At 55.9% G+C, this 15,607-nt stretch carries 12 protein-coding genes; 8 read left to right on the top strand and 4 right to left on the bottom strand.

Annotation, left to right across the window (positions count from 1 at the left end; all coding sequences use genetic code 11):
* Position 1: 1 nt before the first annotated feature.
* The 6 genes from ACIQYF_RS04490 (at position 2) to ACIQYF_RS04465 (ending at position 5,766) form a co-directional block, all read left to right on the top strand.
* The gene (locus ACIQYF_RS04490; RefSeq protein WP_402857275.1) at positions 2-937 is read left to right on the top strand and encodes an OB-fold domain-containing protein; all 936 of its coding nucleotides are present in this window, start codon (positions 2-4) and stop codon (positions 935-937) included.
* Positions 938-1,156: 219 nt separating this feature from the next.
* Positions 1,157-2,047, top strand: coding sequence for a VOC family protein (locus ACIQYF_RS04485; RefSeq protein WP_402857273.1), 891 nt, complete (start codon positions 1,157-1,159; stop codon positions 2,045-2,047).
* 10 nt (positions 2,048-2,057) lie between these two features.
* On the top strand, positions 2,058-2,933 hold the full coding sequence (locus tag ACIQYF_RS04480; protein ID WP_402857271.1) for a CoA transferase subunit A: 876 nt from the start codon (positions 2,058-2,060) through the stop codon (positions 2,931-2,933).
* A gap of 11 nt (positions 2,934-2,944) precedes the next feature.
* Complete coding sequence (locus ACIQYF_RS04475) at positions 2,945-3,742, top strand: CoA-transferase subunit beta (protein WP_402857269.1); 798 nt, start codon at positions 2,945-2,947, stop codon at positions 3,740-3,742.
* Positions 3,743-3,757: 15 nt separating this feature from the next.
* Positions 3,758-4,663: an enoyl-CoA hydratase gene (locus ACIQYF_RS04470; protein ID WP_402857267.1), complete on the top strand. Its 906-nt coding sequence runs from the start codon at positions 3,758-3,760 to the stop codon at positions 4,661-4,663.
* The gene (locus ACIQYF_RS04465; protein WP_402857265.1) at positions 4,660-5,766 is read left to right on the top strand and encodes an NAD(P)H-dependent flavin oxidoreductase; all 1,107 of its coding nucleotides are present in this window, start codon (positions 4,660-4,662) and stop codon (positions 5,764-5,766) included. Before ACIQYF_RS04470 ends, ACIQYF_RS04465 begins: the two co-directional genes overlap by 4 nt.
* A 141-nt stretch (positions 5,767-5,907) precedes the next feature.
* On the opposite strand, the gene ACIQYF_RS04460 is transcribed toward ACIQYF_RS04465, so the two are convergent.
* From ACIQYF_RS04460 to ACIQYF_RS04445, 4 genes are all read right to left on the bottom strand, one after another.
* Positions 5,908-6,675 carry an SDR family oxidoreductase gene (locus ACIQYF_RS04460; protein ID WP_402857263.1) on the bottom strand — a complete coding sequence of 256 codons (768 nt, stop codon included), beginning with the start codon at positions 6,673-6,675 and terminating at the stop codon, positions 5,908-5,910.
* A 24-nt stretch (positions 6,676-6,699) separates the two neighbouring features.
* The gene (locus ACIQYF_RS04455) at positions 6,700-7,767 is read right to left on the bottom strand and encodes a phosphotransferase family protein (RefSeq protein WP_402857261.1); all 1,068 of its coding nucleotides are present in this window, start codon (positions 7,765-7,767) and stop codon (positions 6,700-6,702) included.
* A gap of 189 nt (positions 7,768-7,956) precedes the next feature.
* A complete protein-coding gene (locus tag ACIQYF_RS04450) occupies positions 7,957-8,271 on the bottom strand; it encodes an SCP2 sterol-binding domain-containing protein (protein ID WP_019409572.1) in 315 nt (104 codons plus the stop codon).
* Positions 8,272-8,326: 55 nt separating this feature from the next.
* Positions 8,327-9,037, bottom strand: a complete 711-nt coding sequence (locus ACIQYF_RS04445) for a histidine phosphatase family protein (RefSeq protein ID WP_402857258.1) — start codon at positions 9,035-9,037, stop codon at positions 8,327-8,329.
* 203 nt (positions 9,038-9,240) lie between these two features.
* Here ACIQYF_RS04445 and sohB point away from each other — a divergent pair, with 203 nt between their 5' ends.
* Together sohB and ACIQYF_RS04435 are read left to right on the top strand one after the other, a co-directional pair.
* Positions 9,241-10,257, top strand: a complete 1,017-nt coding sequence (gene sohB, locus ACIQYF_RS04440; protein WP_402857256.1) for a protease SohB — start codon at positions 9,241-9,243, stop codon at positions 10,255-10,257.
* Between the two features lie 204 nt (positions 10,258-10,461).
* Positions 10,462-15,579, top strand: coding sequence for an NEL-type E3 ubiquitin ligase domain-containing protein (locus ACIQYF_RS04435; RefSeq protein WP_402857254.1), 5,118 nt, complete (start codon positions 10,462-10,464; stop codon positions 15,577-15,579).
* Positions 15,580-15,607: the final 28 nt, after the last annotated feature.

Below are 15,607 nucleotides of genomic sequence, written 5' to 3'. Positions count from 1 at the left end.
GATGTCGAATAACAAACCAATGCCGGTCCCGACCGAGATTTCTGCACCGTTCTGGGAAGGCCTGAAAGCTGAACGCCTGCTGATTCAGCAATGCAACCAGTGCAGTGACTGGGTGTTTTACCCACGTCGGCATTGCCCGCAGTGTTTTGCTCACGAGCTGACCTGGCGTGAAGTCAACGGTGGAGCGAGCCTGTACAGCTTCACGGTGACCCGCATTCCGACCTTGCCGGACTTTGCCGATGAAATGCCGCAAATACTGGCGGTGATCGAGCTCGATCAAGGGGTGCGCATCAACAGCAACCTCGTGGGCCTTGACGAGTCTGAAGTGAAAATTGGCATGCGCTTGCAGCCGGTGTTTGCCGAGGTGGATGCCAAGGGCACGCGGCTACTGCGCTTTACCGGGCTGGACAAAGACCCCGCGCAGTTGAAAAAACTTACGGTTGCACAGCCGCCAGTGATTGAGACCGTGTCGGTACGCCAGATTTCGCTGGATGACGAGGCGGCATTGCAGTCGCTGGTGAGCGAAACATTCAGCCCGTGGAGCAATCAAGTGGTGGTCGATCAGACGCTGATTGACGCATTCGCCCAATTGTCGGGGGACGACTACTGGATTCACACCGACCCAGAACGCGCGCGCAAGCAAAGCCCGTTTGGCGGCACCATTGCCCACGGTGCGCTGGTGCAGATTCTGCAATCGCGGATGCAACTCCAACTGGGTTATGAAATCACCGGATTCAGTAACATGGTCAATTACGGTTCGGATCGATTGCGCTTCCCCGCGCCGGTGCCGGCCGGGTCGACGATTCATGCCCGGGCGCGAGTCAAACGTGTGGAACGGGTCAAAAGCGGCACCCAACTGACCCTGGAGCTCAACACCCACGTATTGGGCAATGAGCGTCCATCCGTGATCAATGAGCTGGTGATTTTGTATATGTAAGAACACCACAGACCTGCCGGAACGTGCTGGCTCACGATCTTTTCACAATCAAAAGATCGCGAGCCAGCGCGCTCCTGCTGGTGTTGTGTTGGCGCGTAAAAAATCAGGCCGCTGAGCTTTTGACCTAAGCCCCCCCTTTAGTCTCAACGGACGATGAGCCCCGCCTCCTTCCTTCCCATACTGCCCTCAGCCAATAAATACAGGCATAGAGGAGCAGGCATGATCGATATTCGTGGTTTGAGCTACTTCGTTGCAGAGTCCAGCGACCCGGTCCAGTGGCATCGTTATGCCGAAGACGTACTCGGGATGATGGTCTCTACAGCCCCCTCTGGCGGGTTGTACGTGAAGATGGACGAACGCCCGTTTCGCATGCTGGTGGTACCCGGCGGCGAGTCGCGTTATCTGGCTTCAGGTTGGGAACTGGCCAACGAAAAGGCCTTTGATGCCGCTATCGAAACCCTCGATCAAGCCGATGTGAACTGGCGTCTCGGCACCCCCGAGCAGTGCGATCAGCGTGGGGTGCAAGCACTGCTGCATGTCACTGATCCGTCGGGTAACCATCACGAGCTGAGCTGGGGCCATCGCTCCGATTGCCAGCCTTTCGTTTCACCGCAGGGTGTTCCGGGTTTTGTCACCGGCGACATGGGCCTGGGCCACACCGTACTGCCTGCGCCTAATTTTGATGCCACCCTGGCGTTTGCCAAAGATGTGCTGGGCTTTGAACTGTCGGACATTTTCAACTTCCGTCCAGATCCGTCAGCCCCCCCGATTCGCATCCACTTTTTGCACTGCAAAAACAGCCGTCACCACAGCTTGGCACTGGCCGAGTACCCGGTGCCATCAGGCTGTGTGCATGTGATGGTCGAAGTCGAATCGATGACCGAAGTCGGACGCGCCCACGACCGGCGCATCGCGCACAACGTGCCGCTGTCGGCCACGCTCGGCCAGCACCTGAACGACAAGATGACCTCGTTCTACATGAAAACCCCTTCAGGTTTCGACCTGGAGTACGGCTACGGCGGCTTGCTGGTGGATTGGCAAGACCACAGCGCTTTTGAATTCACCCGAGTCAGTCTGTGGGGTCACGACTTCTCGGTCGGTCAGCAGTAAGGAGCATTACATGAACAAGCAAATGACAACGGCGGACGTGGTCGGCCAATTGCGCGATGGCATGACCATCGGCTTCGGCGGCTGGGGACCACGGCGCAAGCCGATGGCAATCGTGCGCGAGATCCTGCGCTCGGACGTCAAGGACCTGACGGTGGTTGCCTACGGCGGCCCGGAAGTCGGCATGCTGTGCGCTGCAGGCAAGGTCAAAAAGCTGGTGTTTGGGTTTGCCACCCTCGATGCCATCCCGCTCGAAGCCTATTTCCGCAAGGCCCGCGAGGCCGGTGAGCTGGAGTTGATGGAGCTGGACGAAGGGATGCTGCAATGGGGCCTGCGCGCCGCCGGTATGCGCCTGCCGTTTTTGCCGACCCGTTGCGGGCTGGCCACCGATGTCAGCCGTCTGAACCCGGCCATCAAATCCGTACAGTCGCCGTATGACGACGGTGAAGTGTTGCTGGCCATGCCTGCGCTGAACCTTGATGTCGCGTTCTTGCACGTCAACGTGGCTGACCGTTTGGGCAACACACTGGTGACAGGCCCCGATCCCTATTTCGATCACTTGTACGCCCGTGCCGCGCAGCAATGCTTTGTGTCGTGTGAGCGTATCGAAGATCGCCTGAGCCTGGATGCTACCCAGGCCCGCTTCAACACCTTTGAGCGTTACCTGGTCAGCGGTGTGGTGCATGCCCCCTTTGGTGCTCACCCGACTTCGTGCCCATCCGATTACGGCTGGGACATGAGCCACCTCAAGCGCTACAGCGCAAGCGCAGCGGAAGAAGGCGGCTGGCAAGGCTATGTGGCCGAATTCGTAACCCCGGGCGAAAGCGCCTACGTGGCCAGTAATGGCGGTGCCGAACGATTGGGCGCTCTGCCGCTGCCTGTGTTTTAAGGAGTAGGAATATGACTGCTACGTGCGAATTTACCTTGGCTGAACTGTTGATCGTGGCTGCCTGCGAGGCCTGGCGCGATAACGGTGAAGTGATTGCTTCAGGCTTGGGCGTGATCCCGCGTCTAGGTGCCAGTCTGGCCAAATTGAGCCACAGCCCTGAGCTGTTGATGACCGACAGCGAAGCGTTTTTGGTCGAAGAACCGATTCCGTTGGGCCCGCGAGGCGATTACGTGCCGCGCTATTCGGGTTACTTGTCATTTGAGCGGGTGTTTGAGTGCGTATGGGGCGGGCGTCGTCACGCCATGATCGGCCCGACCCAGGTTGACCGCTGGGGGCAGACCAACCTGTCATGCATTGGCGATTATCAAAAACCTAAAGTGGCGATGCTCGGCGTGCGCGGCCTGCCGGGTAACAGCATCAACCACATCAACTCGTTCTTTGTTCCTAACCACAACACCCGCGCGTTTGTCTCGGGTGAAGTGGACATGGTCTCGGGCGTGGGTTTCAAACCTGAGCGCTGGGAGGAGGGCATGCGCCGCGACTTGATGGACATCCGGCTGATCGTCACCGATCTGTGCGTGATGGACTTCGGCGGGCCCGATCGAGCGGTGCAGGTACGCTCACTGCACCCTGGCGTGAGCTTCGAACAGGTACAGGACAATACCGGTTTCCCGTTGCTCAAGGCCGCAGACCTCAAGCAAACCGTCGCCCCAACGCCGGAGCAACTGGCATTGATCCGTCGCCTCGATCCGCATGATTACCGTGCCACTGCACTCAAGGGCAATCCGCCCGGCATTCGTCAGGCCTGAAGGCAAGGAACTCACATGAGCAGCGACAGCGAATTTGTGCAGCGGGTTGATGGCGCTGTGTATGAAACCGAAGAACCGGTGCTTTATACGGTGGCTGACGGCATTGCCACCGTGACCATGAACCGGCCCACGGTGAACAACGCGCAGAACTCGCAGATGACCTATGCCCTGGATGACGCGTTGCGCCGCGCGGTGAATGACGATGCGGTCAAAGTCATCGTGCTGCGCGGCAACGGCAAACACTTCTCGGCCGGGCATGACATTGGCACACCGGGACGCGACATCAACAAGTCGTTCGACCGGGCGAGTCTGTGGTGGGACCACACCAACAAACCGGGCGGTGAGTACCTGTATGCCCGCGAGCAAGAAGTGTATCTGGGCATGTGCCGGCGTTGGCGCGAACTGCCCAAGCCGACCATTGCCATGGTGCAAGGCGCGTGCATTGCGGGGGGCTTGATGCTGGCCTGGGTCTGCGATTTGATCGTGGCCAGCGACGATGCGTTCTTTCAAGATCCGGTGGTGCGTATGGGCATTCCGGGGGTGGAGTACTTTGCCCACCCTTACGAGCTGAACCCGCGAATTGCCAAGGAATTCCTGTTTACCGGCGACCGTATGAGTGCCGAGCGGGCCTATCAAATGGGCATGGTCAATCGCTTGTTTGCGCGAGATGAACTGCACGCTGGCACTTACGCACTGGCCGCGGCCATCGCCAAGCAGCCGCGTATGGGCCTGGCGTTGACCAAGCAGGCAATCAACCACGTCGAGGATTTGCAGGGCAAGCGCAGCGCCATGGACGCGGTGTTTGCCTGGCATCACTTCGCCCATAGCCATAACGAATTGCTGTCTGGCGATAAACTTGGCGGCTACGATGCCAAGGCGATGATTGAGGCCAATAAATCGGCGGCGGGAGAACGCGGATGAGCGCTTATTTGCAAACCGCACTGACCGATGCGCTGGGCTGTCGCTATCCCATCGTGCAAACCGCGATGGGCTGGGTGGCAGATGCCAATCTGGTGATTGCCAGCACCCGGGCCGGCGCTTTCGGTTTTCTGGCCGGGGCGACGATTGCGGCGGATCAGCTGGAAGCCGAGATCCTGCGGGTGATAGAAGCCACCGGTGGCAGTAACTTTGGGCTGAACTTCCATATGTTCCAGGAGAACGCCGCGCAGTGCGTGGACCTGGCCATTGAGTACCGCCTGCGTGCAGTCAGTTATGGACGCGGACCGGATCGCCAGACCATTGAGCGCTTCAAAAAGGCCGGAGTGCTGTGCATTCCGACCGTGGGCGCGGTCAAGCATGCGATCAAAGCGGTTGAGCTCGGCGCCGACATGATCACCGTGCAGGGCGGTGAGGGTGGCGGTCATACCGGTGGCGTGCCGAGCACGATTCTCCTGCCGCAAGTGCTGGATGCGGTGCAGGTGCCGGTGATTGCCGCTGGCGGTTATTCCACCGGGCGCGGCTTGGCCGGTGCGTTAGCCACGGGCGCTGCCGGGATTGCCATGGGTACGCGGTTTCTGATGAGTCGGGAGTCGCCAACGCCGCTCGCGACGCTCAAGCACTACGTCAAGGTGAGCGATCCACAACAGATCCGAGTCACCACAGCGGTGGATGGCATGCGTCACCGCATGATCGAAAACCCCTTTATCAATCGCCTGGAAAAGGCCAGCGCCTTTGGGCGTTTGCGCATTGCCCTGGGCAGCGCCTGGCACTGGAAGCAGCACACAGGAATGAGCCTTGGGCACATGCTCAGTGTGTTTGCGCAATCCGTGAAGGAAGACCCAGGCGCCTTGTCACAAACGGTGATGGCGGCCAATCAGCCGGTGCTGTTGCAGCGTTCGATGGTCGATGGTGTCCCCGATGAAGGCATTTTGCCCAGCGGCCAAGTGGCAGCGGCCATTGGTGAGATCAAAAGCTGTCAGCAACTGATCGACGAGATCGTGCAAGAGGCCGAGCGCTGTTTGCTCGCGGTAAGTGCACGCTGCGGCACCACACGCTGCCAGACCGAGTCGGCAGCGAGCCTGTGAAATGACATTAAAGGCTAGTGTCGCATCGGCATTGACCGCGCTGCGTGGACGGGGGCCTCACTGTCGACCTGGCATCGATCATAAGGGCTAAAACCACACCCTGCGGTGCCGGTGTACGGCAACGCAGGGTTGAGTCAGCAATCAGGACAAGAAACCGCCATCCACATTCAGCGACACGCCCGTGGTGTAGCTGGAAGCATCGCTGGCCAAATACAGCACTGCACCGGCCATTTCACTGGGCGCCGCCACGCGCTTAAGTGGAATCTGTTGCAGCGCGCCTTTGAGGATGGCGTCGTTCTTGACCAACGCCGAGGCGAACTTGGTATCGGTCAAACCCGGCAGCAAGGCGTTGCAGCGAATGCCAAAGGAGGCACACTCCTTGGCAAAGACTTTAGTCATGTTGATCACAGCAGCCTTGGTCATCGAATACACGCCCTGAAACATCCCTGGCGATACGCCGTTGATCGAAGCGACGTTGATGATGCTGCCGCCGCCGTGTTCACGCATCAGCTTGCCGGCTTCGACCGACATGAAGAAATAGCCGCGAATATTCACATCAACAGTTTTCTGAAACGCGCCCAGTTCGGTGTCTAGCACGTTGCAGAACTGCGGGTTGGTCGCGGCGTTGTTGACCAGAATATCGAGGTGGCCGAACTCTTCGCGAATACGGGCGAAGGCTTGAGTGATTTGCGCCATCTCGCCTATGTGACAAGCAATGGCTGTGGCTTTTCCGCCTTCAGCGATGATCGCGTCAGCGACCGGCTGGCAGCCTTCGAGCTTACGGCTCGACACAATCACGTGGGCGCCTTGCTGGGCCAGCAGTTTGGCGATGGCTTCACCTATGCCGCGACTGGCGCCGGAAACAAAGGCAATTTTGCCGTCAAGGTCGAACAGTGGGGTCTTGGACATGCTGATTCCTTGTTTATCGCGGGCTTAGAGGCTGGACTGGCGGATGACCTTGAGGCTCATCTGTTCCAGCAGCGCGTTCATGTGGACGAACGGTGCAAAACGTTTGTCCTGAGTCTGGCCGTGGAAGTAACGGTAGTAAATTTGCTGAACGATACCCGCCAGGCGGAACAGTCCATAGGTGTAGTAGAAGTCGATGTTATCGATCTCGATACCCGAGCGTTTAGCGTAGTAGTCAACAAACTCGCGGCGTGTGAGCATGCCAGGAGCATTGCTGGGCTGGCGCCGCATCCGTTGGACCGGTGCCGGGTCATCCGCTTCGATCCAGTAGGCGAGGGTATTGCCCAAATCCATCAACGGGTCGCCGAGGGTGGTCAGCTCCCAGTCCAGTACGCCGATGATGTGCATCGGATTCTGCGGATCGAGGATCACGTTATCGAAGCGGTAGTCGTTGTGAACAATGGCTGGCGTCGGGTGGTCACCAGGCATTTTGGCGTTAAGCCATTGTTTAACCTCTTCCCAATGCGGCGCGTCCGGGGTCAGGGCTTTTTCATAACGCTCGCTCCAGCCCGAAATCTGACGTTGCACGTAACCTTCAGGCTTGCCCAGATCACCCAGCCCGCACGCGCGGTAGTCCACCTGATGCAGTTCAACCAATTTGTCGATAAAGCTCTTGCACAAGGTACGGGTGTCATCGGCGCTCAATGCGAGTTCAGACGGCAGGTCAGAACGCAGAATGATGCCCTTGACCCGCTCCATCACATAAAACTCGGAGCCGATCAGTTGGCTGTCGGTGCAATGTACGTAAGCGTTGGGGCAGTACGCGAAGGCATCCTTGAGCTGGTTGAGGATGCGGAACTCGCGGCCCATGTCGTGCGCCGATTTGGCTTTCTGCCCGAACGGCGGACGGCGCAATACCAACTCAACGCCGGGGTATTCGATCAGGTAGGTCAGGTTCGAAGCACCACCGGGAAACTGGCTGACGGCGGGCGCCCCCGACAGCCCCGGAATATGAGCCTTGAGGTAAGGATCAATCTGGCTGACGTCGAGTTCTTCGCCAGAACGGATGCGGGTAGATGAGTCGGTAAGCGTCATGTTTATCTCTTCTGCTTATTTTCGTGACCTGACAACATTCGCTAATCTAATGCGCGGACAAGGCAAGTGCAGCCTTAATAGGTGTGGGTGTTAGTGAATAATCAGTGGCCTTGATGGCCATTGAGTGAAGCACAGGGCAAAAAAAAACCGAAGCGCGATGGCTTCGGTTTTTTGGGTGCTGCATGTGGCTTACGAAGGGAACAGCTCGCTCAGCTTCATGGCCAGCATCATGTCGCCTTCAGCGCGCAGTTTGCCGCCCATGAACGCCTGCATGCCATCGGTCTCGCCACTGACGATACCTTCCAGGGTTTCGCCGTCCATCACCAGAGTAACTTGAGCGTCCGGGTTTTCGCCTTCCAGCAGTTCGCAGGTACTGTCTTTAACAACGAGAGAGAAATTCTTGGTGTCATCAATGCGAAAACCGAATACCAGGTCCAGGCCGGCAGCAGCGGCTGGGTTGAATTTGGCTTTCATTGCTTGAACAGCATCAGCTACAGAAGTCATGGTTCGATCCTTTCAGGGTGGGTTACGGCGACCCGCAGGTCACGGTTGCCAGCGCTCATCGATAAGTGATCAGCGATGGCGTCTTCAACAGTTGTAAATGCACAAGACTGTTAAAGGAAGCCAGGGTGACCTCGCGGCCACGAAACTTGAGTTGGCTGAGCGAGGTATTAACAATTTGCCAGGTCAGCTTGAAGGCCTCGCTGGCAGGCATTTGAGTCAGCAGGTGAAGCAGGGCAGTGATGCTGCCGCCGGAAGTGAACACGGCAATGTTTTGTTGATGGCTGGCCAGGTCAAGAACACGGTTCAGGCCACCTTGCACACGCTCGACAAAGCCTAGCCAACTTTCTAGCTGTGGGGTGTCGTAAGTGCCACTGATCCAGCGCGCAATGATCAGATCAAAGATGCGCTGGAATTCTTCCGGGTGACTGGCAGCGTTGTTCAGCGTGTACAGGGCTTCTGGTTCTTGTGGCAAAAGGCCCGGGAGCAGGGCTTCAAGTACTGCAAAGGCATCGAACTCATTGAAAGCCGGGTCTATTTCCAGTTCGGGGGCGGTTAATCCGGCGCCAGTGAACTGGGCCAAGGCATGGCGGGCGGTGTCTTGTTGGCGCAGCAGATCACCCGACAGACAGCGATCAAAACGCACGCCAAGCTCAACCAGATGCTGGCCGGTGATTTGCGCCTGGCGAACCCCCAGAGGGGACAGCACGTCGTAGTCGTCTGCACCGAAAGAGGCCTGGCCATGTCGTATCAAGTAAATGCTGCCCACGTCCGCATCCCGGTACGTTGAAAGTCAGGCGAGGTTAGGAGGATGCCGGAGGCCTGTCAATAAAAAAACATACGCTTGTTTGAATTGTCCGCAAGCGCTTGCGCCAAGGTGTTTCGCGACTGGCTGCGGGGCAATCGCGCCGGTATGCTGGGCAGCATGACGTGGCCCTGATCCGTGGGCTGCGAGCGTTTTAAGGAGAGGCTGTGGAATTTCTTGCCGAGTACGCCAGTTTTTTGGCTAAGACCGTGACCCTGGTGGTCGCTATTTTGGTGGTATTGGTAACCCTTGCGGCACTGCGTGGCAAAGGCCGTCGTACGACCGGGCAGTTACAGGTCATTAAGCTCAATGACTTTTACAAGGGGCTTCGCCAGAAACTCGAACAGTCATTGCTGTCCAAGGACCAGCTCAAAACGCTGCGCAAGCAGACCGTTAAAACCGAGAAAAAGCTCAAAAAGCAACCTGAAGACAAACCCCGCGTATTCGTGCTGGATTTTGAGGGCGATATCAAAGCGTCGGCCACCGAAAGCTTGCGTCATGAAATCACCGCTTTACTGGCTGTGGCGACACCCACTGATGAAGTGGTGCTGCGTCTTGAAAGTGGCGGCGGCATGGTTCACAGCTATGGTCTGGCGTCGTCGCAATTGGCGCGTATTCGCCAGGCGGGCATTCCACTGACCATTTGCATCGACAAGGTGGCTGCCAGTGGCGGCTACATGATGGCTTGCATCGGGCAAAAGATTATCAGCGCTCCTTTTGCGATCCTGGGCTCTATCGGGGTGGTCGCGCAGCTGCCTAATGTCAATCGTCTGCTTAAAAAGCACGACATCGATTATGAAGTGCTGACGGCTGGCGAATACAAACGCACCTTGACCGTCTTTGGCGAGAACACTGAAAAAGGCCGTGAGAAATTTCAGCAGGATTTGGATATTACCCATCAGTTGTTCAAGAATTTTGTCGCCAAATACCGCCCGCAGCTGGCGATTGATGAAGTGGCCACCGGGGAAGTCTGGTTGGGGGTGGCCGCGGTCGACAAACAGTTGGTTGATGAACTGAAAACCAGCGACGAGTATTTGTCGGAACGAGCCAAAGACGCTCATCTCTATCACCTGCACTATGTGCAGCGTAAAAGTTTGCAGGAGCGTGTCGGGCTCGCGGCAAGTACCTCGGTTGAGCACGTGGTTGATTCGGTATGGCGGCGTTTGACGCAACGCTTTTTCTGATTCAATCCGCCTCTGGCGCGATAGTTATATCTCGCCAGAGGGTATGAAAGTAATGATTAATGAATGTTTTCCAGTGCGGTATTTATTTATTTTTTAAAGCCGAATGTTTGATATTTCAGGCGGCTTGCTGATCAGCTAATTGACTGAATTAATCTGGGTTCTGAGTATAAGCTTACGCTTCGACGAATAACTCAGGCTTAATATATGGAAACTCCAGCAGGGTCGTCCGCAACGGGCGCAGTGACTTTATCCGTGGAGGAAGCTGAAGAGCTGGCCAATACGGCCGCTGTTAATCTGCATGAACTGCAGATTCCAAATCTGCTGCCTGCATGGTTCAAGGAAGCGCCCTCATTTGTGCGTGAAGCACTGCGCGAAAGTATCAGGCAAGGCAACGTCACACAACAGGCTGTCTCGCAAGTATTGGCGCAAGTTAAACCCATGGAGCAATTTTGCGAACCCCTGCTCAAAGCTGCATTGGCAGCGCAGGGGTGGGGGGATATAAACCCTCGCACTTACGGCATTAAAGAAGTCCACCTGTTAAATAACCTGTTGGTCTTTTTGAGTCAGCAGCAGTTCAAATTAGCTGACACCCTGATCCAACTGCTGCTTCCCGAATTATTGGTGCCCCAAAGTCTGGAAATCAATATTGTATCGAGCATTACGCATCAAAGCCTGCTTCAGGCTGCCATGCAAAATTTTGAGGCTGATCAGACTGAAGCAGAGGGTTTTGCCCCCGGGACGCTGATTTATGAGGCGCAGGGCAACCCAATTCGTGGGCCTGAAGTCTTTAAACCAGAGGCCTTTGCTGCGATATGCCGCAATCTGGATTTGGGGCAGCAGTACCAGACGCATCTGAGCCAGATATTTGCTCCCCCGAATGACCCATGGCCAACTGATGATCCCAGGTCAACACGCTATAAGCTCAATACGCTCTTCAGTCTGAATATGCAGCATGCGTTTGCGTCGGCATTGCATCTTGCCTATATGCAGAAGCACATGAGCCCTACGCACTACCTGTTTATGGTTGATTTACTGTCTCTGACAAAAACTTCTGCTGCGCAGGGTCATCCTAGACATAGCACCCTAGAAATTATGGGCTTTGAAGTGCCCGGAATCATTTTGATGTGGCCGGAACGCAAACCTGTCACACAGACACAGCGGTGCCTGGTGTATTTACCACAGGCACCTGATCAGTCAATTCACGTGTTTCAAACGTTCAATGCCTTCAAGGAACAGTTGCGAGAATGGCTAAAAGATTCCGAATTTTCTGGTTATTTCGTCAATCTTATTCCGGTGCGCCACCGTGCCGAATTCATGCGCAGAATTGACACAAAGAAACTAACATCTGATTCGCTGTTGATTAGACGGCCACCTATTATCAATGAACCTGCTTTGTTCTTGGAAACCCGACACATTGCTCAGTTTCAACCCCCGTTTGAAGTCGCCTGGCGCTTGCACCTTGAGCAAATAAAAGATGATGCACGGGTGTTGATAGTGCCTACTGGCGATGAAGATACAAAAAGCCGTGTTACGCGTTTAGCGACCTATTTAAATCTGGGTGTCAGTTTGCTCGGTATCGCTCTGGGCTTTGTACCGATACTGGGTGAGGTGTTACTGGCGGTGAGTGTGGCCCAACTAGGAACCGAAGTGTACGAGGGCATCAAGGCATGGCGACGGGATGATCGTGTTCAGGCGCTTGAGTACCTGTTTGATATCGCCCAGAACCTCGCCCTCGCAGCAGGTTCGGCAGCAGCGGGCAAAGCATTGACGCCTTCACCTGTCGTGGATGGACTGATTCCCGTGACGACAGTGCAAGGGCAAAAGCGCTTGTGGTTACCGGACTTGAAACCCTATGAAACCCATGCACCGCTTGATGGCCTCAAGCCGGATGCCCGAGGGGTGTATGCCTTCAGAGAGCAATCATTTATCAAGCTCGATGGCAAGGTGTACAGCATCAAGACGGATCCGATCAGCGGTCAGGGCTATATCCAGCACCCCACTGACCCACTGGCCTATACCCCGAAATTGCAACACAACCATCAAGGCGCCTGGACCCACGAACTGGAAAAGCCCCAACTGTGGCGCCGCGAGCAATTGTTCCGGCGTTTGGGGCCTGATGCTCAATGGCTCTCAAGCCATTCCATGGATGCTGTCTTGCAGGCTTCAAACATTTCGGATGATGGTTTGCGCACCTTGTTCATCGATAACCTGGCGCCACCTCCGTTACTTGCAGACAGCATAAAGCGGGCATGGCTGTGCGAGCGGGTAGAGCAGTTTATCCTGCACATGAAGCAAGGCATGAGTCATATGGCTGATTACGCAGACTTGCAATTGGCACTTCTGACTCAATTGCCGGATTGGCCGACCCATCAGGTGTTGCGTGTTGTGGAGGTAAAAGGAGGGGGTGTTAAAGAATATGGCAGCGACCTTGCCGCCATTCATCCTCGAATGCAGATTACCCAACTGCAGATCGAAAAAGGCGATTTGCTCAAGACCACACTCGAATGCCTCTCTTCAGCCCAAAGAACCGTATTGCTCGGGGAGGATTTAGTGGGCGCCGACCAGCAGATTCTGCGTCTGGCAAACAAGCTTGGGGATTATGCCGAATCGGTAAAACAATCGCTGGTGACCCGGTTGTACAGCGCCAGCGAAACTGTTACGCCCGAACTGGATACGCTCAACAGTCAGTTCACCGGGCTGCCGGTGGCTGTCATGAAGGAGTTGATGAGTCATTTGACCCCCGCAGAATTATCCGCCTTTGAAAAAAATAGCCGCCTGCCGTTGCATGTTATGGAGGAGGCACGAAGTTATGTTCAGGTCGTGCGTTTAAACCGTGCGCTGGAAGGACTTTATTTTGAAGGGCTAAGCAATGCCGATACGCAAACACTTGTATGGCACACCGTTCCACGACTTGCGGGCTGGCCAGAGAACTTGATGCTTGTGCTGCGTGACAAAACCACTGGCCAGGATTTGGAACGCTTAGGTCATGCGACAGCGCCAAACAGGATTGAGATATTCAAAAGCGCCGACAACTACGAGTTATTCAATACGGCCTCTGAAGACACGTATAGCTCTGCGCAGCTCTTGAAATGCATGGTAAGGGCGCTTAGGCCATCGGCGCGCAAAGCCATGGGCCTGCCTGAAGCTGACGCCGAAAAGGCGCTTGCCCTCAAAGTTGCCAACCTGGCCGCAAGTGAGCGCATCACCAGCGCTCAAACGCTGGGCCTGCAGACGATCAAGCCATGGTTGAAGCCGCCCATGCGGCTGGCGGATGGCCGCATAGGCTACACCTTGGGCGGCCGTTCGGGGCATCTGGTGGACGAGAACAAATCACAATTACTGAAGAACCTGGTGCAAGAGCTTTACCCATTAATGACCGACGTTCAGGCAGGGCAGTTTTTGTACCACTTGCGGCTCAGTCCGGCACTGGCAACCCGCGCCTTGGCAACGCTCAAGGCTCAGTTACAGACATTGCGCTCCGACCTGGACCAGTGGATAACCCGCCCTGTTTGGACTCAGCCACATACGGGCCCTAAGGTGCTGATGTCCAGCGCGGAAAAACGCGCCATTGGCCAGCAATTGATACAGGCCTGGAGGCGGCAAACGCCAGTGATCCATTTTGGCGATGATGTCGGTCATGCACTGGATCTCAATAGTTGGTCTGTCGATAACTTGCCGGTGCTATCAGCGGATTACAGCCATATACGTGCCCTGCGTTTAGCCGACTCTCCCAGCGGCAACCTGCCGTATCATTTTCTGCAACGGTTTCCCAACTTGCGCGTGTTATCGCTCGAAAATAATCACCTGAACGAATTGCCCGCATCGCTGGCCACGCTTTCGCACCTCACCGAATTGAATCTGCAAGGTAATCAGGTGGCGTTAAGTTCGGGTGCCGTCACGCTGTTGGCAGGGCTGAAGAAACTTAAATCGCTGAACCTTACGGGCAACCCATTGGGGCGAGGGTTTTCAGTGGGCCAAATGCCGGAGCTGGAGCAGTTGTTACTTCGTTACACGCAGATCAGCGAATGGCCCGAAGGGGTTGAAAACCTCCAGCATTTGCAAGTCCTTGATTTGCGAGATAACGCCATTACTCATATCCCCAGCGAAGTATTGACGGCTCAAAGGGCCGCAACCAATCGTGTCACAAACCTGCATGACAACCCGTTAAATGTCGATTCTATTCGCCGTCTTGACATCTACCGACGCGAACAGGGCATCAATCTGGGCGTTGATGTGCAATACAGGCATTCAAGCTCGGCCAGAGGGATTTTGCACTGGGCGCATGAACCGACATTTGTGCAAACCGACATCTGGAATGACTTATCGAGCTTGAGGCAGTCAAGATCGTTTTTTCGGGTACTTGAGGACATGAGTGAATCCGAACAGTTTTTACGTACCCGGGACGATCTGACCGAACGTGTCTGGGCAATGCTCACTGCCATGCATGAAAACACCGAACTGCGGCGCTTGTCTTTCGACATTGCGGCCAACCCGCGAACCTGTCGGGATGGCAGTGCGATGACCTTTGCCAGTCTTGAATTGCAGCGGCATGTGTCCACGGCTTTACGCAATCCGGGTACAGAAGAGGAACTCTTGAAGTTGTCACGCGGGCTGTTTCGACTGGAGTTGCTCGACAAGCATGTCACTGGGGTGGTCAATAGCCGTCATGCAACCATCATCGCAGAGCAACAGGCGTATGTCGGGCAACTGCAGGCGCTTATCGATGAGGTACGCCCTGACTTTGCTCCAAGACCCTTGGCTGAGATGAGTGCTGAGGAACAGCAGGGGGTTGCTTATCGATTGGGAACTCCCGAGGCCCTGGAATTGGCGCCGCTATTGAGCCCGGTAGCGTTACGCAGCCGACTGGCCCGACACGATCCGCTGGAGATCCAGATGTACTACCAGATCCAGTTGGCCAATCGTCTGGGATTACCCGCGCGGCCAACCAGCATGCGTTTTGCACGCATTGCCCAAGTGACATTGGCTGAAGTGGAGACCGCTCACGACTATGTTGTGAGTCAGGAAACACCTTCGGCACTGCAAGCTTCAATCGAAGCACGAGATTTCTGGTACGAATTTCTGGAGAAGAAAAATCCAGAGGCGTTCAGATTGTCTGACGAGCCTTTTGCGCAGCGTCTGGACGTTTTGTTTTCGCAGCGTGAGCGACTCGCTGACGGTACCTATCTTGCGCGGTTGAAGCCGATCAGAGAGGAGCGAAATCAAGCCAGGCATGCGCTCATTACCAGGTTAACCACTGCACAATTGCAGGAGCATCCATGGCCAGAGCCTGCACGTCAGCCGGAGCATCAGGCGCAGAACTGATTGAAAGGTTCCGGGGCTTTCGACCCAG

This window comes from Pseudomonas sp. NPDC096917, from assembly GCF_044762555.1.
GTDB lineage: Bacteria > Pseudomonadota > Gammaproteobacteria > Pseudomonadales > Pseudomonadaceae > Aquipseudomonas.
Note: the sequence above shows the minus strand (reverse complement) of the source record. Positions and strands in the feature narration are given on the sequence as shown.